The organism is Leptolyngbya sp. AN10 (assembly GCF_050565645.1).
GTDB lineage: Bacteria > Cyanobacteriota > Cyanobacteriia > Leptolyngbyales > Leptolyngbyaceae > Leptolyngbya.
Genome location: NZ_JBNXVP010000023.1, coordinates 15,366 through 40,221 on the forward strand (window position 1 = coordinate 15,366; position 24,856 = coordinate 40,221).

General features: G+C 47.4%; 21 protein-coding genes and 1 tRNA gene. 13 read left to right on the forward strand and 9 right to left on the reverse strand.

Annotated features, from left to right (window positions below; translation table 11 throughout):
- Positions 1–137 precede the first annotated feature (137 nt).
- From fraC to glmM, 7 genes are all read left to right on the forward strand, one after another.
- On the forward strand, positions 138–671 hold the full coding sequence (gene fraC, locus ACQ4M5_RS26870) for a filament integrity protein FraC (protein WP_430678809.1): 534 nt from the start codon (positions 138–140) through the stop codon (positions 669–671).
- An 11-nt stretch (positions 672–682) separates the two neighbouring features.
- A complete protein-coding gene (locus ACQ4M5_RS26875; RefSeq protein WP_430678810.1) occupies positions 683–1,726 on the forward strand; it encodes a DUF5357 family protein in 1,044 nt (347 codons plus the stop codon).
- A 53-nt stretch (positions 1,727–1,779) separates the two neighbouring features.
- The gene (locus tag ACQ4M5_RS26880) at positions 1,780–2,580 is read left to right on the forward strand and encodes an ABC transporter permease (RefSeq protein WP_430678811.1); all 801 of its coding nucleotides are present in this window, start codon (positions 1,780–1,782) and stop codon (positions 2,578–2,580) included.
- 143 nt (positions 2,581–2,723) lie between these two features.
- Positions 2,724–4,508 (forward strand): ATP-binding protein, encoded by a 1,785-nt coding sequence (locus ACQ4M5_RS26885; RefSeq protein WP_430678812.1) that lies wholly within the window; start codon positions 2,724–2,726, stop codon positions 4,506–4,508.
- 58 nt (positions 4,509–4,566) lie between these two features.
- Positions 4,567–5,172: a DUF3177 family protein gene (locus ACQ4M5_RS26890; protein WP_430678813.1), complete on the forward strand. Its 606-nt coding sequence runs from the start codon at positions 4,567–4,569 to the stop codon at positions 5,170–5,172.
- A gap of 25 nt (positions 5,173–5,197) precedes the next feature.
- Entirely contained in the window at positions 5,198–5,497 is a 300-nt protein-coding gene (locus ACQ4M5_RS26895) for a hypothetical protein (protein ID WP_430678814.1), read from the forward strand.
- Between the two features lie 87 nt (positions 5,498–5,584).
- A complete protein-coding gene (gene glmM, locus ACQ4M5_RS26900) occupies positions 5,585–7,039 on the forward strand; it encodes a phosphoglucosamine mutase (protein ID WP_430678815.1) in 1,455 nt (484 codons plus the stop codon).
- Positions 7,040–7,205: 166 nt separating this feature from the next.
- On the opposite strand, the gene ACQ4M5_RS26905 is transcribed toward glmM, so the two are convergent.
- The gene (locus ACQ4M5_RS26905; RefSeq protein ID WP_430678816.1) at positions 7,206–8,201 is read right to left on the reverse strand and encodes a phosphotransferase; all 996 of its coding nucleotides are present in this window, start codon (positions 8,199–8,201) and stop codon (positions 7,206–7,208) included.
- Positions 8,202–8,286: 85 nt separating this feature from the next.
- Complete coding sequence (locus ACQ4M5_RS26910; protein ID WP_430678817.1) at positions 8,287–10,428, reverse strand: hybrid sensor histidine kinase/response regulator; 2,142 nt, start codon at positions 10,426–10,428, stop codon at positions 8,287–8,289.
- Between the two features lie 174 nt (positions 10,429–10,602).
- Here ACQ4M5_RS26910 and ACQ4M5_RS26915 point away from each other — a divergent pair, with 174 nt between their 5' ends.
- The 4 genes from ACQ4M5_RS26915 (at position 10,603) to moeB (ending at position 14,805) form a co-directional block, all read left to right on the forward strand.
- Entirely contained in the window at positions 10,603–11,562 is a 960-nt protein-coding gene (locus ACQ4M5_RS26915) for a Gfo/Idh/MocA family protein (protein ID WP_430678818.1), read from the forward strand.
- A gap of 91 nt (positions 11,563–11,653) precedes the next feature.
- Positions 11,654–13,042, forward strand: coding sequence for a PQQ-binding-like beta-propeller repeat protein (locus tag ACQ4M5_RS26920; RefSeq protein ID WP_430678819.1), 1,389 nt, complete (start codon positions 11,654–11,656; stop codon positions 13,040–13,042).
- A gap of 88 nt (positions 13,043–13,130) precedes the next feature.
- On the forward strand, positions 13,131–13,571 hold the full coding sequence (locus ACQ4M5_RS26925) for a Mov34/MPN/PAD-1 family protein (RefSeq protein WP_430678820.1): 441 nt from the start codon (positions 13,131–13,133) through the stop codon (positions 13,569–13,571).
- 55 nt (positions 13,572–13,626) lie between these two features.
- The gene (gene moeB, locus ACQ4M5_RS26930) at positions 13,627–14,805 is read left to right on the forward strand and encodes a molybdopterin-synthase adenylyltransferase MoeB (protein ID WP_430678821.1); all 1,179 of its coding nucleotides are present in this window, start codon (positions 13,627–13,629) and stop codon (positions 14,803–14,805) included.
- A 164-nt stretch (positions 14,806–14,969) separates the two neighbouring features.
- Here moeB and ACQ4M5_RS26935 read toward each other — a convergent pair whose 3' ends face one another.
- The 4 genes from ACQ4M5_RS26935 to ACQ4M5_RS26950 all read right to left on the reverse strand — a co-directional run bounded on the left by ACQ4M5_RS26935 (position 14,970) and on the right by ACQ4M5_RS26950 (position 18,069).
- Positions 14,970–15,950 (reverse strand): energy-coupling factor transporter transmembrane component T family protein, encoded by a 981-nt coding sequence (locus ACQ4M5_RS26935; protein WP_430678822.1) that lies wholly within the window; start codon positions 15,948–15,950, stop codon positions 14,970–14,972.
- Positions 15,951–15,967: 17 nt separating this feature from the next.
- Entirely contained in the window at positions 15,968–17,332 is a 1,365-nt protein-coding gene (gene der / locus ACQ4M5_RS26940) for a ribosome biogenesis GTPase Der (protein ID WP_430678823.1), read from the reverse strand.
- 57 nt (positions 17,333–17,389) lie between these two features.
- Positions 17,390–17,977 (reverse strand): Uma2 family endonuclease, encoded by a 588-nt coding sequence (locus tag ACQ4M5_RS26945; protein WP_430678825.1) that lies wholly within the window; start codon positions 17,975–17,977, stop codon positions 17,390–17,392.
- Between the two features lie 20 nt (positions 17,978–17,997).
- Positions 17,998–18,069, reverse strand: a tRNA-Val gene (locus ACQ4M5_RS26950).
- A 149-nt stretch (positions 18,070–18,218) separates the two neighbouring features.
- Between ACQ4M5_RS26950 and ACQ4M5_RS26955 the strand changes: the two genes are divergently transcribed.
- Positions 18,219–19,244, forward strand: coding sequence for a ParM/StbA family protein (locus ACQ4M5_RS26955; protein WP_430678826.1), 1,026 nt, complete (start codon positions 18,219–18,221; stop codon positions 19,242–19,244).
- A complete protein-coding gene (locus ACQ4M5_RS26960; RefSeq protein ID WP_430678827.1) occupies positions 19,226–19,483 on the forward strand; it encodes a hypothetical protein in 258 nt (85 codons plus the stop codon). Before ACQ4M5_RS26955 ends, ACQ4M5_RS26960 begins: the two co-directional genes overlap by 19 nt.
- A 42-nt stretch (positions 19,484–19,525) precedes the next feature.
- Here ACQ4M5_RS26960 and ACQ4M5_RS26965 read toward each other — a convergent pair whose 3' ends face one another.
- The 3 genes from ACQ4M5_RS26965 to cobU all read right to left on the reverse strand — a co-directional run bounded on the left by ACQ4M5_RS26965 (position 19,526) and on the right by cobU (position 24,785).
- The gene (locus ACQ4M5_RS26965; protein WP_430678828.1) at positions 19,526–22,693 is read right to left on the reverse strand and encodes an efflux RND transporter permease subunit; all 3,168 of its coding nucleotides are present in this window, start codon (positions 22,691–22,693) and stop codon (positions 19,526–19,528) included.
- The gene (locus ACQ4M5_RS26970; RefSeq protein WP_430678829.1) at positions 22,690–24,012 is read right to left on the reverse strand and encodes an efflux RND transporter periplasmic adaptor subunit; all 1,323 of its coding nucleotides are present in this window, start codon (positions 24,010–24,012) and stop codon (positions 22,690–22,692) included. The genes ACQ4M5_RS26965 and ACQ4M5_RS26970 overlap by 4 nt, the downstream gene beginning before the upstream one ends.
- 230 nt (positions 24,013–24,242) lie before the next feature.
- Positions 24,243–24,785 (reverse strand): bifunctional adenosylcobinamide kinase/adenosylcobinamide-phosphate guanylyltransferase, encoded by a 543-nt coding sequence (cobU, locus tag ACQ4M5_RS26975; protein ID WP_430678830.1) that lies wholly within the window; start codon positions 24,783–24,785, stop codon positions 24,243–24,245.
- Positions 24,786–24,856 lie beyond the last annotated feature (71 nt).

Here is a 24,856-nt window from a genome sequence, read left to right on the forward strand (position 1 = left end):
GAATACGCGCTTATTTTAGTGCGATTTATTTTTATGTTGTGAGCAATCCGCTTTTTCTTCAGTTTTTCAATATTTTTTGCTGCAAACCTCAACGCTTGCACTTACAATTCTGGGTGTGAATTTGTGCGGTTTAGCTTATGTCAGATGTGTTGCCTCTGCGGATGATTATCTATCAGCTTTTATTTATTGTTTTAGCGATCGCCGTTGAAGCCCTAGTGCTACAAAAATATCTAGGCATCGGCAGAAAAGCCAGTATTCAGTATGCGTCTACAGCAAATTTGCTCTCAACGGTGATGGGTTGGTTTATCTTTTTCGTGAGTGAACCTTGGATGCCTGACCCACTGCGACAGCAATTTATTACGTATATCTTTTTCGATGAAACAAACAATCCGCCGTTATTGGTTGGGTTAGCATTTCTGATGTTTTTAGGAACGTTTATTGTCAAACTTCAAAGTTTGAATTGGCTGGATTTGATTCTAGAAGGTAAGCCCGTGGTAGAAACCGAGGTTCGCGATCGCACTAAGTACCAAGGTCGAAAAGCACAGCGCCAACCGTTTGCGAATGTTCCCAATCGGGCGCTTGCCGTTCTTTGGGCGAATGCGGCAAGTTTTACTGTTATCTCGATCGTGATCCTGATTCGCACCTTCTCAGAACAGCCTGTGACGTTTTAGGGGCAGAACCAATGCTGTGGATGAATCAAGTCTTTAAACAAGTTCGCGATCGTGTCAGACCGCCGCAGTGGGCATCTTGGCAGACGCTTTTATTTCTGAGTATTTTTAGTGTGGTCGTCGCGGCTCTGACCACATCGCCTCAGCCGCAGATTGCTCAACGAATTATTTCTTCGTTTGGCTGGGTGTTTCTGATTCTCAGTGTTTGGTGGTTTGTGTATGAAAAACCCGTAAAAGAGAAATTGACGTTCTACGAGTTCTTCATCGGTCCTTGGATTGTTGGAATATTGGTGTGCGTTTATCTATTTGGCACGATCGAAGGACGAACTGTTCCGACTCAAACCGCTTTTATCAGTTGGCCCCCCATTTCCGCGATTATTTGGTCATCTCCGAAGTTTGTCAAATCTGATCCCAGCACGAAAAGCCCGGTTTATACGAATCCGTCAAAAGACCGTCGGTTAGATATTATTCTCGTCCTACTTGCCAATTTGATAATTAGCTGCTGGTTTCAGTTTTATTTCCAAACTCAAGGTTGGCTGACCCAGAACCCGGAGCTACGAGCCGAAGACTTTTCGCGCAGTTCATTTGTCTGGCAACCGCAACGATACGATCGAGCGGAAGTGCTTTCTCGTGGAGCCGATGTGCTCAATGTTGCGGCACAGAATGTTCGGACTGAACTGGAAGGCAAGCCTTGGGGACAGGTCGAACGCTGGTTGACTCAGCTTGATCAGCAAGTTCCACGTCTGAGAAAGCAAGTTCGTGAAGAATTACCGCAATCGCCTGGAAGTGATTTGTGGACGCTCAATGCTCAAGTGACTTCCTCAGCGTATGATCTCCAACTTCAAGCGCTTTGGACTCGGCGAACTTCGCGACGTGAAGGGTATGAACTCACTCGAACCTGTCGAATTACCCAAGTGCGTAAACCAGGATCAAGCCAGGAATTTAACTTCCGAGAATCGGCTCCTCCTGCAACCGCTCCCACTGGTCAGCAAATCGTCGGAACGGTGCAATGTGGCGCGATCGATCCAGCGAGACAAATTGAATCGAACCGATCGTAGTTTCTTCGGGCAAAATGGGGAATCCGATGTGATTTCCCGTAGGAGAAGCAGCGATGAGTGAAGCGGTTTATACCGTTGGCGGCACGTTTACGCGAATGATCGCGATCGCGTCGAATGTCTTTCGAGAAGTGATTCGCGATCGCGTTCTTTATTTGATCGGTCTGTATGGGGCTGGTTTACTTTTGGCAAGTCGCCTGTTGCCTGAAGTTGCAGCTTCAACTGAAGACAAAATTCTGCTCGATCTGGCACTTGCCGCGATGCCCGTTCTGGGATTAATTATTGCAATTTTCATCGGTACGAATCTCGTCAATAAAGAGATCGAAAAGCGAACAGTTTTTGTATTGATTGCGAAACCTGTAAGTCGGGCAGAATTCATTATCGGCAAGCATTGGGGATTGTCCGCAGTATTAGCAGTTTTGATTACGGCAATGAGCGCGATCGCAATTGCAATCTTATTCGTGCTCAAAATTCCGTTCTCAGTCCCGAATCTTTTACTCTCGTCTGGATTTCTATTTCTGCAACTATCGCTCGTGAGTGCGATCGCGATTTTGTTCAGCGTGTTCACTGGTGCTCTATTGGCGATGATGTTGACGTTTGGCGTATATCTGATGGGGCTATTGAGCCAAGACATCGTGAAATTTGGCAAACTGACGAAAAATGCCTCGATCGAAGCCGCGACTCAGGGACTTTATCTCGTGCTGCCCGATCTGGCGCGATTAGATTTGAAAAATCAAGCCGTTTACAATCTGATTCCAGCCTCACCCATTCTGCTCAGTAGTGTCTTATACGCGATTCTTTACATTGCCTTTACGTTGTCGATCGCGTCGCTGATTTTCTCACGGCGGGAATTCTGATCTTCATAGTTCCATAGAGATTATTAAGACTTTGATTAAGCTCACCGCCTATCGGTTCTGAGTTTTCAGTAGATCTCGGTAGGATGGTGAGCAAGCCCACTCTACCCGATGTCCGTAAAATTTCAATCGATCGAGAACGCTGCATGACTCTGCACCTGCATCTACATCAGACGATTCGAGGCAGTTCTATCAATGCCTCTTTGCGGCAAGTCTTCACCGAATCAGATTCTTGCGCGACAAATCAACTCGCGGCAGAACTTTGGATCGAACGCTTCCTGAATCATCTAAACGCTCGCTTACTCAACTGTCTCAATGCTTCACCCACTGAATTGCGACTCTGGCAGATCCTAGCAGATGAGTTAGGACAAGCTTTATCCGGTGAAGTAGTCGCGATCGCGCTCCCGATCGATAATCAGTTTGAAATCCAACATCTTGCGGGTTCGATGATGCAGCTTAGTCCTTCGATCTGCATCGCCCGTCACGCGATCGAACTCGAACTCGGTCATACCTTTACGAGTTTAGAATTGCAGAAGTTACGTCAACTCGAATGGCAAAGCGCTTGGGAATTGTGCGATCGCAAAAATACTTACGGATGGCTGATCACCGTTTCTCCTCCAATTTCCACGAGTTCTGATGCGGCGTTCATTCAATTGAGAGATCAGTGTGTGAGTCGTGCGATCGCTCAAACGGTTCAACACATTCGCTACGGTAAAAAAACAGAGACGTTGATCGAAAAGAGTCAAATGCTGGAAGCAAAGAATCGAGAACTCACCCAAATCAGCAAACTCAAAAGTGAATTTCTTGCCAATACTAGCCACGAGATTCGGACTCCTTTAAGCTCGATTCTGGGCTTTACACATTTGCTCCGAGAACAGGGTTTCACGCCTTCTAATCTGCGCCATCAAGAATATCTCAAAATTATTCTGAGCAGTGGTCAACATCTTCTAGCGCTGATTAACGACATTCTCGATTTGTCCAAGATCGAAGCGAATCAATTGACCTTACAGCAGGAATCGATCGAGGTAATAGAAGTCTGCAAACTCGCGCTCAAACTGGTGCAGGAAAAAGCAAACGACAAAGGACTCCCGCTCAAATTAGTTGTCGCTCCAGATGTTTCGACGGTTGTTGCCGATCCGCTGCGCGTAAAGCAGATGTTATTCAATTTGCTCTCTAATGCGCTGAAATTTACGGAGCGCGGCGCTGTGGGTCTTGAAGTGAAAACGGTCAATGACTTCGTTGAATTCACCGTTTGGGACACTGGAACCGGAATCTCTCCTGAACAACAGCAAATTCTATTTCGTCCTTACACGCAGCTAAATAATGCAACTCCTGGAGAAGGAACAGGTCTAGGACTTGCGCTCACTCAAAAACTCGCAGAATTACACGGTGGTTGGGTACGGCTCGAATCAGAACCCGATCGCGGCTCTCGATTTACGATCGCGCTTCCCTGTACGGTTCCTGTTTCCCCCGCCTCCAGCCAAACCGAACTTTGTCTGACTCCCCAAATTCCAGCCGCATCGCCTCAGATTGCTCCTTCTTCCCGTCTCAATCCCACTCGATCGAACCACATTCTGCTCGTCGAGGACAACGCCCACAATGCCCGCCTGATCATTACCTACCTGTGCAAGCTCGGTTATGAGGTCACCTGGTCGAAAAACAGTGAGGAAATGTGGCAATCGCTCAAACAATCCATTCCAGCAGCGATTTTAATGGATATTCACTTGCCGAATGTGGATGGATTGACGCTGACTCAGCAACTACAATCGAGAAAGCGGTATCGATCGATTCCCGTAATCGTTCAAACGGCGATGGCGATGAAAGGCGATCGAGAAAAATGTCTCGAAGCTGGAGCCGTCGATTACGTCTCGAAACCGATTGACTTAACTGCCTTGGCACAAACCGTCGCAAAGTACAGTCAAAAACGCTGAAACTCCGGATTTCCTTTATATACTGATGGAGCTAAACCCCCGTTCTATTATTTGAGTTATGCAAGACGTTCCCGCCTGGTTATCTTCAATCGTTTGGACAGATTACCGATTGGCAGTCTTGTTTACTGTCATCCTGCCCCTTGGATTGTTGATTTGGGCAACCGTTCAACGCGCTGAAGCGATTCAAAAATTGATGTTGATCTATTGGCGCGTCGCGAGTTTATTGGCAATCACGGTGTATCTTTTGATCGGCGTTTTACCGATCGGCTTTGTCTCTGGTTGGCTTGCTCGAATTCTAATTCCGATCGGTCTCTGGTACTGGGTCGATTTGAATGAAGAAATTCGCGATTCTCCAGCCGATTCACTAAAACTTTCGCTGGTCTCTTGGCGTTGGGCAGTATCGATCTATTGTGTTTTGGGCGCGATCGGACAAATTCCCGTGTTGCGCTGTGCCACTCTTGCCAGTCAGCAGATTTTGGGTGATGCTCAGTGTCGAGTTTGGCTTGATCCACCATTCCTGTTCCGCGAATATCTTCACTCTGGAGTCAGACCTTTTGTACTCGGATTCTTTGGCATTCTAGGACTGGTAATCTACGTCTTGTATCTGGGTTATTTTGTCTTCTTCCGATTAGGAAAGCGCAAACGTTCCGCAATGGAAAATTAGTGTTCACCTGTTCTTCTAGACTTTCATGAGCAAATCAATTGGGCAACGCTTAGAGCAATACACGATCAAGTGTCCGAACGAAGTTTTGCTGTTATCGATCGAAATCGATGGACAACCGGATCAAGTCGCGATTTTCAAGGGATTTTCCAGTTCACTGATGAATCCAACTTCATTCGATCCCGATGAGCCTGTGCTGCCTGATCATGCGATCGTTCAGTCTATCGATCGCTTAAAGAGTCCCTACAATCCGAATTCACCGCGCTATGTAGAGCAAGGACTGAGTTGGGAAGCGTTTCAGCGGCTTCTGGATGCGGTTGGCGTGTAACCCAAGCATCTAGAGAAAATGGGCTCATCGCGATAGACTTCAAGGGTGCGACTGAATCCGTTAACTGTGTGAGGAAGTGAACAATTTATGGTGTCATTAAAGGCTGAATCGTTAAGCCGTGCTTCGTCGCGTCTCCAGATTCATCACTGGGATGCCCTGCCGTTGCCCGAATCGGCATTATTTGGAACGGATGGCATTCGCGGAAAAGCGGGTGAACTATTGACCGCACCGCTGGCAATGCAGATTGGATATTGGGCTGGACAGGTTTTAGGGGCTGGAAATCGTGCGCCTGTGGTGATCGGTCAAGATTCCCGCAATTCGAGTAATATGCTGGCGATGGCGCTTTCTGCTGGACTGACTGCCGCTGGCATTGAAGTGTGGGATTTGGGATTGTGTCCGACTCCTGTTGTGGCGCATTTGACCCATTACAGCGAAGCGATCGGGGGGGTGATGGTTTCTGCCAGCCACAATCCACCCGAAGATAATGGCATCAAGTTTTTTAATTCTGATGGCTCGAAGTTGGCTTTAGAACTTCAGCAACAAATTGAAGCTGGATTGCGCGGAGAGAGCAAGATTGCCACGATTTCACAACAGTGGGGCAAGCATTTTTATCGTCCCGAATTGGTGAATGAATACATTGAAGCGATTCGCAAACCGTTGATGACCGAATCCGAGCAACCATTGGCAGGATTGCGCGTGGTGCTTGATTTGGCTTGGGGTGCGGCAACTCGATCGGCAACTGAAATCTTCCGTTCATTGGGTGCGGATGTGATTGCGCTGCATGAAATTCCGGATGGCGATCGCATTAATGTTAACTGCGGTTCGACTCACTTAAATTTGCTCAAAGCAGCGGTGAAAGAACATTCGGCGGATGTTGGATTTGCCTTTGATGGAGATGCCGATCGCGTTTTAGCTGTCGATTCCCAAGGTCGAACGGTTGATGGTGATTACATTCTCTATTTTTGGGGACAGCATCTTTTAGAAAAGGGTCAATTGCCAGGAGCTACGATCGTCGCTACGGTGATGTCAAATCTTGGATTTGAACGCGCTTGGGAAAAACTGGGCGGAACGCTGATTCGGGCGGCAGTGGGCGATCAGTATGTTCATGCGGACATGGTGAAACACGGAGCGGCTCTAGGTGGTGAACAGTCCGGGCATATTCTTTGTCCCCAGCATAGTGTGAGCGGCGATGGATTGTTGACAGCACTGCATTTGGCGGCTTTGATTCAACGATCGAGAGTTTCGCTTTCGGAATTGGTCGATCAGAGTTTCAAAACCTATCCTCAATTGCTGCGGAATGTGCGAGTCGAAGACCGGGCACTGCGGATGAATTGGGCGAAGAATCAAGCGGTACAAAGAGCGATCGCGGAAGCTGAATCGGCAATGGGCAATCAAGGACGAATTTTAGTCCGAGCATCGGGAACGGAGCCTGTGATCCGGGTAATGGTTGAGGCGGAAAGTGCAGAGTTAGCAACTTACTGGACGGATCGCTTGGTTTCAACAGTTCAGCAACATTTGACGGTTGAGAAACATTTGAGCTAAATCGGTTTTTTAGAAATGGCTTAAGTCGTACTTATTTCAGTTAGGACACTTCTAGAAAGCCCCCCAGCCCCCAAGTTTGGGGGAGCAAGCGCCTTAAGCCCCCAGATTTGGGGGTTTGGGGGCGACTCCGAAGATGTTCTAATCTAAACTTCTACTACTCTAAATCTTAAAACATTTGCCAATCGGGAGATTTTAACTTTCTTAGCTGTTCTACCCGTTTGCGAAAAAAGGAATCATCTAAACGGCTGTAATTGTGTCGAAGTGCGTAATTTAGACCGATCGACCAAACCCAAATATGCGCCGTTTGAGTGAACGCAGAAATCGCCGCTAGTTCAAACTCTTCTAGAGGAGTAATCGATCGATATCCCTGCAAAAAGGCTTCTCTCACTCGCCGACTAATTCCCGTATTGAGCGCAACTTGGCGAAATTTGCCTAAATCGAACGCCCGCCAGCCAAAGCCACATTGATCAAAATCAAACAATGTCGGCTGATCGGCTTCTGTGAAATGCGTATTGCCACTGTGCGGATCGCCCCAGCAAATTCCCCAATACGGAGACGATCGCGGAAAATCTTGCAATCCTAATTTGATTTGAGCGATCGCACTTTCCACATAGTCGCGATCGCTGTTTTGCAAAAAAGGCGCGATCGCACTCCAAGATTCATCCAGCAAATAATCCAGCGTGAGCGGCTTTCGTGGGTATGAGCAATCAAACTCTAATCCCGCTTGATGAACTTTTGCCAGCGTTTCACCTAGTCGAGTCGCCTGTCGAATACTGAGATCTCCGAGCGCGATCGCTCCAGGCGCGTAAGTAAATAACGCTGCGTATCGCTCTCCTTCTAAGGCAGGAATGACGATCGACAATTTGCCCGATTCTGTCTTTAACGGATGCGCGATCGGCAAACCTCGATCATGCAGAAAATCGAGTAATGCTAATTCAAAATCGATATCGGCTTGAGAGCGCCAACCCCAATGCGCCACTCTTAGAACATACAATCCGCGATCGGTTTCGACACAATAAACATCGCTCAAACCTCGACACCAAAACTCGCAGCTTTTGACCGCTCCGATGTCATAGCGCGAGAGAAGTTGCGATGCGATCGCATTCGGATCGATCGTAGAATAAACGACGGGGAATAGCTCATTCGGGGCAGAAAATCGCATGAATCAAGGAACTTCAGCGCTTTTGTTACCCTCTATACTGCGCTAGAACGATCCCGCTAAAAGTCGCTTGCGATACGAAACGGGACTAATTCTGAGAAACAAGCGATGCGACGATCGCAATCAGTCGATCGGGTTCAACAGGTTTCGCTAGATGATGAAGGAATCCTGACGCGATCGCTCTTTTTTGATCAATTTCACCCGCATAGGCAGTGAGCGCGATCGCTGGAATTTTATGCTCTAAACTCTTCATTAATTGATACCCGTCCATTTCAGGCATTCCAATATCGCTAACGAGTAAATCGGGCTGATTTTGAGCCAAAATCTTAATTGCCTCGATCGCAGATGACGCACGTTGAATTTGCGCTCCAGCCGATTCGAGAACATAGGCTACAAAATCTCGCGAATCCGTTTCATCATCAACCACTAAGATCCGAATTCCTTTCAAATCCATCGAATGAGCAGGCGTGGAAGCAGAATGAGCAGGTTCGATCTCGGCTTGCAACGGAAACGTCACCGTAAATGTTGCGCCTTGATCTTCGCCTTTACTGTCCGCTTGAACGTTACCACCATGTAATTCGACAATTTGACGCACGATCGCGAGTCCCAATCCTAACCCGCCAAATCTCCGAGTCGTTGCGCTATCCGCTTGGCGGAATCGATCGAACACATACGGCAGAAATTCGGCATCAATTCCCTTTCCGGTATCTGTGACTTGAATCATCGCTGATCGCTCGGTTTGAGTGAGCCGAATTTGAATCCGCCCGCCTTCAGGTGTGAACTTCACCGCATTCGAGAGCAAATTCCAAATCACTTGCTGCAATCGAGCCGCATCCCCAAGCACACAGGGAGAAGCTTCTAGAATCGCTGCAATCTCGATCCTTTTCGCTTCTGCCGCGAGTCGAACGGTCTCGATCGCAGCCGTAATCACACCTGCTAAATTCACAGGTTGAACGTCTAGCGTGAACTTACCGCGCAAAATTCGAGAAACATCGAGCAGATCTTCGATCAATTGGGTTTGGAGTTGAGCATTTCGCTCGATCGTGGCGAGGGCTTTATCTTGATTTTCGGGGGCAACTTTTCCCGATCGTAAAAGCTTTGTCCATCCCAAAATCGGACTCAGCGGCGTTCTCAATTCATGTGAAAGAATCGCGAGAAATTCATCTTTAATTCGATTCGCAGCTTCGGCTTGTTCACGTGCAACTCGTTCTGCTTCCGAGACTCTTGTTCGATCGAGTTCGGTTGCAATTCTTAGAGCAAAAATCGTCAGCAGTGATTCTGCAAGCTGCACATTCTCCAAATCTCTACCGTGCATGATTCCGAGCAATCCTAACGGCTTTCCACCCGAATCAAAGAATGGAACTGCTACATAGCTTTCAATATTTAATGGAGCCAGCAGTGGCGCACTTGGAAATAGAGCCTGAACTTGACGCGGATAACAGCAAAGTTTGCGATTTCGGATTACCTGCTCACATGGCGTGTCGTGCAACGAATAATCGAAATTTTCGGAATTCTGACCATGAGCGCAAACCGCGATCGTTTGAATTGCCTCTTGTTCCGGTTCAATCAAACGCCCAATGTATACATAATCGACCGATAGAACTTTAGCGAAATGCAGCACCAGTGCATCAAAAAAATCCCGTCCCGTGACCGCTGAAACGCCTTGGGTGACTTCGAGCAGTGCCGCATCGGTTTGAGCAATTTTCTGCACTGCCAATCTCAGTTCCATTTCATCCAGAACCATTGCGGCAAGATCGACTAGGATTGTTCGCTTTTCCTCGCTCAAGTCCTCATGAGGCTTCATGTCCAGCAGGCAAAGCGTTCCTAAGTTATAGCCATCCTGTGTAATCAGGGGTGCGCCTGCATAAAATCGCAGTCCTGGTTCTGCTAGAGCAAAGGGATTACAGGCAAGACGATCATCTTTTCGGGCATCTGGAACGACTAAAACTTCGTTATACAAAATCGCGATATTGCAAATCGAATCGTTTCTGGGAACCTCCGGAAGATCAAAACCATGACAGGACTTGAACCAAGCGCGATTTTCGTCTACCAAAGAAACAAGCGCGATCGGCACATCAAATAATCGAGCAGCAAGTTGAGTAATGCGATCGAACGCAGCTTCGGGCGGAGTATCAAGAATGTTGTAGCGATGGAGCGCCTGAACTCGTTCAGAATCATATTCGGGTTGGAGCGGTCTGGGAAGAATTCTTTGAATGGAAGCTTCGCTCATAGGGTTGAACAATACGGTAGGACCGAACTCTAGAAATGGACAGAAACGAATCTCGTCCTTTTTGATGATTTTGAAATTTTTACTAAGTTACAATGTTTCGGATTGATTCAACTCTAGCCAAGGATAGGATCTTCTGCCGTTAAACTGAGGAAAGAAGTTTTAAGGGTTAGCTTTGTGATTCGAGTGGGATTGGTGGGAACTGGATATGCCGCGAAATTGAGAGCCGAAGCGGTGAATCAAGACGATCGAGCAAAATTAGTCGGGGTTGCAGGTCATCAACCGGACAAGACCGCAGAGTTCGGACATACCCACCAAACTCAAGCGTTTAATGCTTGGCAAGAATTGATCAATGCAGTCGATTTAGTGATCATCTGCGGTGTGAATTCGGAACACAGCAAGATTGTTCAATCCGCGCTCGAATCCGGTCGCCATGTTGTAGTCGAATATCCGTTAGCGATCGACCTTCACTCTGCCCAAAGCGCGATCGAGCTTGCCCGCTCTCAAAATCGTCTGCTTCACGTTGAACACATCGAAATTCTTGGTGGCGTACATCAAGCATTTCTTAATTCCCTTTCCCAAATCGGAACGCCATTTTACGCGAGATATATTACGCTTACCCCTCAAAATCCCGCTCCAGCAAAATGGACGTATAACACTTCGCTATTTGGGTTTCCATTAGTTGGAGCTTTATCGAGATTGCATCGACTAATTCATGTCTTCGGGCAAGTTGAATCGGTCAGTTGTCAAAATCGCTATTGGAACTTGAACGGAGATCGCTACACAGGCTGTCTCTGCAAAGCACAATTGAACTTTAAAAACGGTGTCATTGCAGATGTCGTATATGGCAAGGGCGAAACGATTTGGACATCTGAGCGAAAATTAGAAGTACAAGGCGATCGAGGAGCCTTGATCTTTGATGGCGATCGAGGAGCCTTGATCAATTCAGACGGAGCTAGTGAAATCGAAGTCGGTGCAAGACGTGGATTATTTACGAAAGATACTAGCGCTGTTTTAGATTATTTGACTAATGGAACGCCGCTTTATATTCAGCCTGAAGAGAGTTTGTATACGTTGAAAGTCGCGATCGCGGCTCAGCAATCGGCAGAACAAGGACAAATGATCAAAATTAGCTAAGCACGATCGCAGGTCGAATTTCTGTAATTTCATTATCAGGAGTTGGATCAAAATTCACAAACCAAACTTCCTGTAAATCAAGAGTATTTGTATGGCGCTGCATTCTCGATCGCGTCTTAATCGAGGAATCATTTTCCTAAGTTTTCTGAGTCTTGGAATCTTGGGTTTAGGCTGGACTCACCTGAACCAAGAAGTGCATAGCTTAACGACGGTAGATGCTCAGAGCGGGAAAGTACTGTGGTCTACTTCTATTGACGACGTAGCACCAATCCGAAGAATCATCAACCATGCAGGTCAAGTGTATACCCTTGCAGCTTCTCGAAAAGAATCTTGCGGTAATTGGTGCGTCTACATCCCATTTCTCAGTCCAACAAATCAGAATGTTCCAGGCATCACACAAGTGACCGCATTTGATGCTACGTCAGGTAAGCAATTGTGGCAGTTTAGGACTAACAATAGTAATGTCTTAGACTGGGCAGATATGCAGGTCACTGATCAATCCGTGTTTCTGAAGACGGATAAGCTCACTGCGCTTGACCCGACCACCGGGCAGATTCAGCGGAGTATTCCTCTACCCGCAAACTCTCAATTACCCTATGAAGGTGCACCCTCATTTAACCCCAATCTGGTTGTGAGCGGCGATCGAGTTGCGCTGCTGCGAGTGTTAGAAACGTCGAATCAGCTTAATTCAAAGGCTTTGATAGAGACATGGCAGAAAACGACAGGCAAACAGCATCAGATATTTATGCCTACACCGTCGTCCGCAGATTTCGATGGGTCTTCACTGGCTGCCACTAACGATACAATCTTGCTGTTTCTGCCTTGGGAACGCACTGCTAAAATTTCTGGCTACGCAGCGGACACTGGCAAGCTGAAATTTAGCATTACAACAGTGGTTAGGCAAGGAGTTTCGGTACAGGATTTTTACCGAAATGTTTTATTCAGCGGCTCCACCATTTATCAATATATCTACAGCGGTTCTAATCGGGGTAAATCGGTCATCACCGTAGAAGCCTACGATGCGAATACGGGAAAATTGCGATGGCAGGCTCCAATCTCTGATTCGCGATGCGTTAACTTTGGGGCTGTGCCCGATGGGTTTTACCTGAGTTGCTACAGTTCCTTCTCTGCAAGCACTGCTTCCCTGAAATTTCTAGATGAGAAAACAGGACAACAGCGATGGATGAAACGCTTTCCAGAAGCGACAGACTTAAGATTGGCATCTACTTCTTATAGTCCGTATATCTCGCTTGAGGGGTATCGCGTGACCTCAGATGCGATCGTCGGCTTTGTGAATACTAAAGAAGCCGATGGAGTGACAAAATCCAGCCGCTTGGTGGCGTTTTCAACAACAGATGGGCGCGAGTTGTGGAGTGTTGCCGATTTAGATTTTGAGACATCCATATATGGGGCAGATGACGATCGCGTTTTCCTAAGTACAAAAGTTTCGCGTCTGTCCAATTTGGGACTCCAGTTCTAGTGCAAGTTGAATCGCTTAACAAACTGCAATCCTGCATTCTCAATTCACTGAATCCATTAAGATAGTTATCTGACTTACGAATTTCACCGTGCCTGTGATTCTCAGACTCAACTCTCAGCATTTATTGAGCATTCGTGCTCATGCCGAGCGCACCTACCCAGACGAGTGCTGCGGCTTGCTGTTGGGCAAGAGTGACCCCACTGGGAAAACCGTCATGGATGTCAAAGCTACGAATAACGGATGGAACGACGATCGCTCTGACTCGACTCGAAAACGTCAGTATGAAATTGCGCCTGAAGAAATGCTGGCAGCAATGAAAGAAGCTCGATCGAACAATCTCGATATTATCGGGATCTACCACTCGCATCCGGATAATCCGGCGATCCCCTCCGAATGCGATCGACTTGCTGCTTGGTCACACTACAGTTATACGATCGTGGCTGTTTCGGAAGGAAAAGCGGTAGATGTTCGTAGCTGGAGCCTCGACGATCAGCAGGTTTTTCAAGCGGAAAATCTCTTGATTCAGTGAAGGAACACCCCAACATTCAATCGAATGTTTTTGTCAACTTGTTCAACGACGCACCATGCTAAATCCAAATCTGGACGAGATCCAGTTAACAAACGACGATTACGCCCGATATTCCAGGCATATTATTTTGCCGGAGGTCGGTCTTGATGGACAGAAAAAACTCAAAGCTGCCAGCGTTCTCTGTGTGGGAACAGGTGGATTGGGATCACCGTTGCTCTTGTATTTAGCAGCAGCGGGAATCGGACGAATTGGAATTGTCGATTTTGATGTGGTCGATAGTTCTAACTTGCATCGCCAAATTATTCACGGCACGTCCTGGGTTGGTAAACCTAAGATTGAATCGGCGAAACAGCGAATTTTAGAAATTAATCCAACTTGTCAAGTCGATCTCTATGAGACGCGATTGAGTTCTGAGAATGCGCTTCAAATTGCTGAACCGTATGATTTGGTGATTGATGGAACGGATAATTTCCCGACACGCTATCTGGTGAATGATGTTTGCGTGTTGTTGAATAAGCCGAATGTTTACGGTTCGATTTTCCGCTTTGAAGGACAGGCAACCGTCTTTAACTATGAGGGTGGTCCAAACTATCGCGATTTGTATCCGGAACCCCCGCCACCTGGACTCGTTCCATCTTGTGCTGAGGGCGGCGTTTTAGGTGTGCTGTGCGGAATTATTGGAACAATTCAGGCGACTGAAGCGGTGAAGATTATTCTCGGACAAGGCAACACACTCAGTGGACGATTGTTGCTGTACAACGCGCTAGAGATGAAATTCCGGGAGCTTAAATTGCGACCGAATCCGGTGCGTCCTGTGATTGAGAAGTTGGTAGACTACGAAGAATTTTGTGGAATTCCGCAAGCAAAAGCGGCTGAAGAACAGGAAAAAGCCAATATGCAGGAAATGACAGTTCAGGAATTGAAAGCGCTGATCGACAGTGGCGCGATCGGGAAAGATTACGTTCTGCTCGATGTTCGCAATCCCAACGAGTACCAAATTGCTCAAATTCCCGGTTCTGTTCTAGTTCCATTGCCAGACATTGAGAATGGCAGCGGCGTTGAGAAAGTGAAAGAACTGCTCAACGGACATCAATTGATTGCACATTGCAAAATGGGAGGTCGATCGGCAAAAGCGATCGGGATTCTCAAATCGGCAGGGATCGACGGCATTAATGTGAAGGGTGGTATTACGGCTTGGAGTCGTGAAGTCGATTCTTCTGTGCCGGAATATTAAAGTGTGTTTGGAAAGTATAAAAAGCGGCTTTGCTGCGTTGACAGTCCGCCCGGAGATTCATTTCCGGGCGGGTGAATGCGATAAACGATGACTTCTCAAACACCCTCTTAGATCGATTGAATTTGGATCGGGGCAATGGTAACAAGTTGTCCCGATTTTTTGTGTCAACCCAACATTACTCTTGCTGCCCAGAATCCGCCTAATATAATCAATGCAACCCAATCAAACCGTTTCAAAATCAATTGATGCCATTCCACCCGATGCCGATTCGGACTCGTAAACCCTCGAACCTTCATCGCACTGGCAATCTGTTCTGCTCTCAGCAATAAATTCTGCAACAATCGTTCCGCGATCGACAATGCCACTTGAGCCGTCCGACGGAATCCCAATTTCTTCCAATTAATGGCACGAGTGCGAATCGATCGAATCAAATTCTGAAATTCTTCCAACACCAGCGGAATGAATCGCAGCGATAACGTTAACGTCAATGTAATCTCAGTCACCGGAAGATTAAATCGACGCAGCGGACGCATCAGATCTTCCAATCCTGCGGTGACTTCTTCGGGTGCAGTCGTGAGCAAGAATAAATTCGTACTGTAAATCAGCGTGAATAACAATGTAGCAACTCGAATTGCCAAATCCAGCGATCGGCGTGTCACCCGAATTGGACCTCGCTGAAACACAACATACCGATATCCCGTCGGCTGTTTCAATTCCGGTCGCTTCAATGAATTCGCGGATTGGGATTGAGGCTGCGATTGAAATGGATTGTACCAAGGTCTTTGTGGAGCAGGTTCTGGGATCGTATTCGGCTGCTGCACAAACGCGAGTTCGTTCTCAGGCAAGCGCGGACGAGGTTCAACACTCAAGCCATCTGGCGCGATCGCAACGAGCGAAAACACATAAACCGCCAGCAACAACAACCAACCCATCTGTTGCCGCCACACTCTCAGCGGAATTCTCGCTGCAAACGTCAATCCAATTAGTACCCCAACTAAAGCCAAGCGCCATGCTGGATTTGCCAGTAATGGAGTCGCCAGAAAGCTCATTAACCAGGCTAATTTTACCCGTGGATCGAGTCGGTGCATCCAGGTAATCGGCTGTTCGAGATACAGACCCAACGGAAGCGATCGCAGTAAATCCATACTCTAAACCTTCGTGCCTAAACTTTTGTCGCCCGATTCGCTTGATGCCCCCGCTCGACTTCGCGCACTTTCTTACCGCGCCAAAGTAACCGAAGTGGTGTTCCTTGGAAGCCTAGAGACTCACGGAATTTACGATCGATGTAACGTCGATAGTTGTCGTTAAACAGGTTTGGATCATTAACGAATAGTGCGATCGTAGGCGGTGCAGCGCTCACCTGCGTTCCATAGTAAATCTTGCCCTGTCGCCCTTGTCTTGTAGTTGGTGGAGTGTGCCAGGAAAGTGCATCTTCGAGAACTTCATTGATCACAGCCGTTGAAACTCTTCGTTTATGTTGTTCTGCGGCACGATCGATGAGTTCAAAAATTTTCTCAACGCGCTGACCTGTTTTGGCACTGATGAAGATACTTTCCGCCCACTCTACAAAATGTAAGCGATCGCGGATTTGCTGCTCGTATTCATAAATCGTGTGCGAATCTTTCTCGACCGCATCCCATTTATTAACAATCACAACACAGCCGCGCCCTTCATCATCAACCCGTCCAGCTAATTTCTGATCCTGCTCAGTTACGCCATCTAAAGCGTCAATCACAAGTAGAACAACATCCGATCGATCAATTGCTTTGAATGCGCGATTAATCCCAAAAAATTCAGGACCATATTCGACATTCTTTTTCTTCCGAATACCAGCCGTATCAATCAATCGATACTGTTTCCCATCGCGTTCGACCAACATATCGATCGCGTCTCTCGTTGTTCCAGAAATCGGACTGACGATCGAGCGATTCTCACCGACAAACGCATTCAACAAGCTCGACTTTCCGACATTTGGACGACCTGCGATCGCGACTTTGATCTCCGAGGTTTCTTCAATCTCATCGGTTGGCGGCAAATGCTCAACGACTTGATCAAGCAAATCCCCAGTACCGCTTCCGTGAATACTCGAAACCGGGTACGGCTCACCCAATCCCAACTGCCAAAACTCTGATGCTTGAATTAATCCCTGATCGATCGATTCACATTTATTCACCGCCAACACAACCGGAACAGGTTGCATGCGTAGCCATTGGGCGATTTCTTCGTCTGCCTGCGTTAATCCAGCCTGTCCATCCACCACAAAGATCGCTGCCTTCGATTCTGCCAAAGCTGCCATTGCTTGCTCTCGGATCAACGGCAAAAACTCAGTATCATCATCGAACACAAGTCCGCCTGTATCGACAACTTGAAATTCACGATCGCACCAAAATGCCCGCTTGTATGTGCGATCGCGGGTCACACCTGGTTCATCGAACACGATCGCATCCTGTACCTGAGCGAGACGATTTACGAGGGTAGACTTGCCCACATTTGGGCGACCAATAATGGCAACGATCGGCAATGACATAAAGTTTGGAAGAGTAAGGCAGCTTCTCATTGTAGCGCGATCGTTCTCAGAATCCGCTCAATGCGGGAATCTCTGCTGAAACATCCGAGCAGCTTCACCGGGATCAGTTTCAGCCATCAAAATGCAGCGTCTGAGTAAGTCAATATCGAGGTCTTCTAATCCAGGTAATTCACTTCGATCGATTCGTTCATATCCAGATTCACGCAGATGATGTAATCTCAAAACTCCATCTTGCCAGAACCAAACTTCAGGAACTTCGAGCGCTTGATATAACGCAAGTTTACTCTCACTCCCGCTTGTGAAAATAATTTCGATCGACAGATCAGGAATTGGCTTTCTGTTGCCAATACAGAAGGATTGATCTGCTTGAACGGAGGCTTTTTCCTCTCGCTCTTGGGTCATTGACCCAGTAGGCAGAAAGAAGATCCCTTTTTGAGCCAAAAAGTTAAATAGAAGCGCCCCGATGACCGAGCTAAACACTTCGTGATCCTGTCCCGGCATCAGTAGCTCGACCGTTTCTGCGTAGTACGAAAGCCTGACACCTGGCAATCCCTCAAATCCTTTCTGAATCAGCTTAAACTGCTCCCAGGTTCGGTATTGATAAATCATCCGCTGGTCAGCCGTCTTTTCAAGTAATTGAGACATAAGAACTGCCTCTATCTGTATGGGCGATACTGGATTTGAACCAGTGACCCCATCCGTGTGAAGGATGTGCGCTACCCCTGTGCCAATCGCCCTAGTATTCATAACCATACCATAGGTCGATCGAGCCGAATCAACTTTTGCAAATTTGTTTGTCCCCAGGTTGACACCAGACCCGAAACCCAATATAGTACGTAGGTACTAAAAACATTTGTATTGCCCCTATCTTGTTGAGGACAACGCCATGAACGGATTAGGCACTCGCAGCAGACCTCGGAAGGAAACCACTGGAACGATCGCCCATCGCACGATCGCGCTCGATGCCGGGAACTATGACCTCAAGTTTTGGAACGGTGCAGGACATCCAAGAGCGATCCGATCGGTAAGATTCCAATTGCCGCAAGGACGCGATCCAGTGCGCTATTCTGACCAGTCCCCGCTGATCGAGTTGCCCGATGGAACCCGTTATCATTTTGGCACACAAGCGTACAAGTATCGTCGCCAACAGCAAACCGTAGTCGAAAACAAGGTCGATTTGTCAAGGTTACACCTCTATGCCTGTCTGGAACCTGAACGGGATGAAGAGCTGAGCCATTTCCCACTGCATGTGTATGCTTCTACACCTGATCCAACTCGGAACGCAGATGCAATCAAATCTCAACTGATGGGAATGCACGAATTTAAACGGAATGGTGTTCCGTTTAGAATCACAGTTGAACATGTTGAAGTAGAACGAGAAGGAATTGGCTCGTATCGCTATGCTCAACAGTTGGGACTCATCCCGGATAGTGGTTATACGATCGTAGTCGATATCGGAGGTGGAACGTGGCTGACTCGCTTAATTGATGCAGAAGGCGATGTCATTGATGAAAATGTGATGGATCGCGGTGGATCGTATGAGCTGGCGACTGCGATTAGCTTCGATCGACGTTTGATTGATGGCTTGGGAACCACTGTTGATCCTGCGATTATCATGGATGGGTTTAAATCTGGTCATTGTTATGCAGATACCGGATTGTCCTGGTCGCTATGGCTTGAGGAATATCTAGATCCCTGGTTTAAGGGAATTTTCCAAACCATCAAAGCTCAGTACACGCCTTATATGCCGCGTGTGACACGATTTCTCGTAACAGGTGGCAGTTCTCACTTGATTGCAGAGCGATTAGCAGGGCGAAAATTGTTCGCAGTGATGCCCGATCCACAGTTTGCGAATGTGCGAGGATTGTACCCGATCGCTGAGGGGTGGCAGCTATGTATGACAACAAAGTGAGACTGAGCAAGGATGTGATCGAAAAGGCAGAACTGATTGCAGCGGAGTGGGGATTGAAAAATGCTAGAGCCGCGATCGAAGCTGTGTTTCGTAAATATGCCGACGATTATCTGTATGGACGATTGAACGGAAGTTCGATGACCTTGCCAAGACCGCAACCGAGAGTGGAAATCGATCGAGATAGTCAGTCAGTTCCGTGTGAGGCGCTGGACGAATTAGACGATTTGCTAGGACTTTAATTGACTGTGATCGATCCCGTGAGATCGATCACAGTTTTTTGATTACGATCGCTCCAACTCCGCAACATTGACAGGAATCGGAAGGGGACGCTTCCCTGAAAAATCTCGCAGCAGTCCCATTAATGCTGGAACGACTGTCGGCGTGAGAATGGTCGAGAAAGCTAAACCTCCCGTCAACACAATCCCCAAGCCTTGATAAAGCTCTGAACCTTGACCGGGAAGCACTGCCAGCGGCAACATTCCCAACACACTGGTTCCCGCAGACATGAAAATCGCTCTTAATCGATCTTTGGTTGCGCTCAAAAGTGAGGAATCATAATCTTCCCCGTCTTGTTGAAGCTGCAATGCTCGATCGACTAATAAAATCGCATTGTTCACTACAATTCCAGTCAGAATCACAAATCCCAAGGCGGTAATCATATCCAAGGGGACAGACATCCCTGGAATTCGATTCACTAGAACTAAGCTCAATAATGCGCCGCTCATCCCCATCGGAATGGTTGCCATGATCACGATCGGGTAAAGGAACGATCGATATAACGCTACCAGCAACAGATAAGTGATTAGAACAGCAAATCCGAACGCTGCGGTTAATTGCGAAACTGTAGTTGCTAATTGATCTGCGGTTCCAGCTAGTTCAATTCGATAGCCAGCAGGAAGATTTGCACGTGCTGAAGTGAGAACGTCTTGGTTAACTCGATCGACAATTGCTCCCAGAGATGCTGTATCAGCTAAGGAAGCAGTTAACGTAATCGATCTCTCTAAATCCGTGTGGTTAATCACATCGGCTCCCGTTGTTTCTCGCACCTCAGCCACATCACTTAACTGAAGCTGTCTGCCTCGTGCAAACAGAGGTAACTGACGAAGTTGCTCTGGGGTTTGAACGAATGTGTTTTGTAGTTCAACGGTGACATCTAGTTCCTCTTTGCCATCAATGAAATTAGAAGCCAATCGTCCGCCTAACGCAGCTTCAACGATCGAACCAATTTCGGATTCTGAAAGACCCACTTCTGCCAGTCTTTCCCGGTTTGGAATCACTTGCAGTTCACCCGCACCCATAACAAAGTTCGATCGAACATTTCGGATGCCATTCAAGCCGCGTAGTTTGCCAGAAATCTCGCGATCGAGTTGTCCAAGCTGATTCAAATCAGTTCCAACAATGTCGATCTCGAATTCTTTTCCTGGATCGCGGAAAATCGAAGGACGCACCGGAACCATGAATCGATAGCCTGCAAAGTTATTACTCGCAGCCCGGAAACGATTCACCATCTCAGCAAGTCCGCGTGTCGTGGCAAATTCAGGTTTAAGAATCGCGGAAATCGCTCTCAAAGCTCCCGGTCGATCAATAAACAATACGCGATCGACTTCCGGTTGAGCACGAACGAATTCTCGAACGGGTTTGGATTGCTCGATCGCTTCTGTGATGCTGGTTCCTGGTAATGGTTCAACTCGCCATTGGATCGTATTGCGATTGCCTTCTGGCAAATAATCTGCGGGTGGAAGCAGCGCAATACTCACGAACAATAAAGAAGTTGGGATCGCTAACACGAATAATCGTCGTCCCATTCTGTAGCGACCTAGCGACCAACGAACAGTTCGGGTTAGGAACTGTTCTAACTTACCTTGGAAATGGCGGAACACAGCGGATGTTTTAGCAACCGATCGTTCAAACCAATTGCCGCCCTGATACTCTCCACCTTCAAACATCTGCATTGCTTCCGACTCTTTCAGAAACAATCCAGACAACATCGGAACCAAGGTAATAGCTGCAAACAACGAGAACAATGAAGCGCAAGACAGCGTAATCGCCATATCCGCATAAAGCTGTCCTGCTTCCCCTGTCACCATTAATAACGGAATGAAGACGACTACATTCGTTAAGGTTGATCCGAGCATTGCACCCCAAACTTCTTGGGTTCCCTCGATCGCGGATCGAAAGGCACTTTTCCCCCGCTGCATGTGAGTAAAGATATTCTCGATAACAACGATCGAGTTATCCACGACCATCCCAACCGAGAACGCAATCCCGGCAAGGCTGATAATGTTCAGCGATCGACCAAGCCAAGAGAGAATGATAAACACCATCACCGATGTTACAGGAATCGTAATCGCAATCACCGCAACGGTTCGCATTGATCCCAAAAATAGGACTAGAACCATTGTTGCCAGTAATGCTCCAGCGACTAGGTTCTCCTGAACGAACTTTACGGATTGGCTAACGTATTCGTTCTCGTCATAGTTAAAAACAAACTGAATGCCTTCTTTCTGTTCATCGAATTGGGCTTGCAGTTCGGTAATGGCTTGTCTGACTCCTTTGGAAATCTCAGGAACATTTGCACCAACCTGTCGAATAATTCCAACGGCAACCGCAGGTCTATCATTAAACAACAATGCACTATCTCGAATCTTCCGCCCCATTTCGACTTTCGCCACATCACGGAGATAGACAATTCCTGCTGCATCTCGTCGCAAAACAAAGCCTGCAAGCTGTTCAATATCCTGCGATCGACTAATTGTTCTGACCCGATATTCCCGCCGTCCTAGCTCTAAAGGACCGCCACGAATATCACGATTGTTCTCTCGTAGCACTCTCACCACATCGCCAAGGGCTAAATTGCGATCGGCTAATGCTTTGGGATCAACTCGAACTTCGACTTCTCTCTGTCGCCCGCCTGACACGATGAATTGTCCAACTCCTTGAACTCGTCGCAGTCTGGGAAGAACAATCTCTTCTGCTAAGTCACGATAGCGATCGGGATTCGGCTCAAATCCAGGCTTCGTATCAAACGGAATCCACATCATCGGAGAACTATTGCCCCCGACCAGTTCAACATTCGATTCCAGTGCTTCTGGAGGTAGGCTCGAAACTTGCTGCAATCGGTTGAGAACATCGACTAACCGATCTTGAACGATCGTGCCTTCTTGGAATTCCAGCGTGATCGAACTATTGCCTGCACGAGAAGCACTGCTGATTTCTTTCACGCCCAGAACTTCTTCCATCTGTTCTTCGATCGGACGTGTGATCAAGTCCTCGACTTCAGCGGGTGCGGCTCCAGGATATCCAGTTCGGATCGTGATCTCTGGTCGATCGCCTCCGGGTTGTAGTTCTAGCGGCAATTGAAACAATGAAAACACACCAAAAATCGCTAACAGACAGAACAAGACAAACGTTCCATGTCGCCAGCGAATTGCAGTTTCAATCAAGTTCACGATGCGCCTCCTACTACTTTGACGGGTGCGCCTTCATTCAATCCATCGCCGCCCCGCAGAACAATTTCTTGCCCCGATCGCAGTTCTGGACTAAAAATCGCCACTTGCTTACCCATATCAGTCACAAGTTCGACTGGGATTGGTTTCGCTTTGTTATCTGCGATCGTGAATACAAACCATTCATTCCGTCGCCGCGTCAAAACATCCCGTGAGACGACGAAACTCGATCGATTGCTCGGAACCGTGAGCGCTCCTGAAATTGCCATTCCCGACAGCAATTCTTTCGGCGGATTTGGAATCTGAACTCTCACTCGTTGCCGTCTCGAAGTTGCCTCCGCAGAAGGAACCACCGCAGTAATCGCTGCTTGCTGTTTCCATTGCGGTAACGCACGAGCGGTTAATGCGATCGACATTCCAGGCGTAACTCTGCCGCTTAAATCTTCCGGTAGTTCCAGAAATACATCGAGTTGATTGCCAGCAACTAAAGTCACAATCTCCCCAGAACTTTGAACGAGATCACCTTGGCTCACATGGCGAGTTTGTACCACTCCAGACTGGGTTGCTACAACTTGTGTTCGTCTTTGTGCGAGTTGTGCTTGATTCACCGTTGCTTGAGCCGCTGCAACATTCGCTTTCTGAGCGTCAATTTCTTCCCGAATTGGACCTGCTTTCGCTTCTGCCAAACTCGCTTCGGCTGCCAATCGTTCTCCAGTTGCTTGATCGACTTGCGATCGCGATTCGACTAAGACTCGCTCCGAAATTGCGCCTTCTTTTACTAACGCCGTCGATCGTCTCAAATTGTCCTGAGCTTCCCGCTCTCGTGCTTTCGCTGCATTCACCGCCGCCTGCCGTTGAGCGATAATCTCTGGACGAGTTCCCACTTGTAATCGAGCGAGATTACTGCGTTGTTGAGCGAGTTCTGCTTGAGCTTGAGCCATTCCTAGCTGTTGATCCGAATCATCCAGAATCGCGATCGTCATTCCCTCAGTTACTCGATCGCCAGGTTGAACTAAGATTTCTTCAACGACTCCAGCAGTTTGAGCGCGAATGGTCGATTGTTGTGTTGACTCAACTTGTCCTAAAAGTTGAACCGTTCGAGTTGAGGTTCCTGTCGCTAAACGAGTCGTTTCTACTGCTCTTGGCGGTTGTCCTTGGGACTGTGCGACAGCAGGTTTTTCACCACCTGGACTCAAAATTCGCCATACACCAAATCCGCCTGCAAGTAACAATCCTGCAAAGAATAAACCAAACCAAGTCTTTTTCGGATTTTGAGGTTCAGGAGCAACTGAGGTCTGATTTTGAGGGTCGAGGGATTCCATAAGTTCACGAATGCAAAGGAACAAATCGGGCAAAATTCAGGTGAATAAACCGTCGATCGTCAAAAAATGAATCAGAACTAAAAATTTATGGAATTTTAACAATTTCATTGAATTCTACCTGATCCCACCTAAAGCTGTGCATAACAGATTTAGCTAAAAAGCCTAGAGGAACCCAGTGATTAGGTTCGCTTTAGCAAGTTCAAATAAGTTGCATCTGCAAAGAGATGGATTTATTGCTGCTTTAATCGAACTCCAAGCTGACTGAGATTCAGAACGTGTCCTGCCGTAACGAGATAAGTGGTATCCGCGATCGCACCAATCGATCGAGTCAGATTGCCTAATCGATCGCGAAACAATCGCCCGATCGGATATGCCGGAACTACGCCCCATCCTGTTTCTTCTGCAACAAAAATAATTAAACTCTCAGTTTGCTCAAAGCTTGCTAAAAGCGCCTCTCGTGTTGCTTGCCACTCACCTTCGGATTGTTCCAATAAGTTCGCCAACCAGGTTCCGAGTGAATCAATCAATAAACACTCTGAAGCGGTTGAATCAAGAATTGCTGATTTCAAATCGACAGGAATCGATCGGGTTTTCCAACCCTCAGGACGGCGCGATCGATGTTTTTCAATCCGAGCTTGCCATTCCGCATCATCCGGATTTTCCTGGCTAGTCGCAATATAAATGACAGATTTTCCTGATTCAGCCGCTAATTGTTCCGCCCATTCGCTTTTGCCCGATCGGGCGGCTCCGGTAACTAAAATGAGCGTTGCCATGAAGAATCTATCCTGAAATTGAATTCACCGCTACAATAACCTTTACCTCGATTCAAGGGAATTCATGAGCG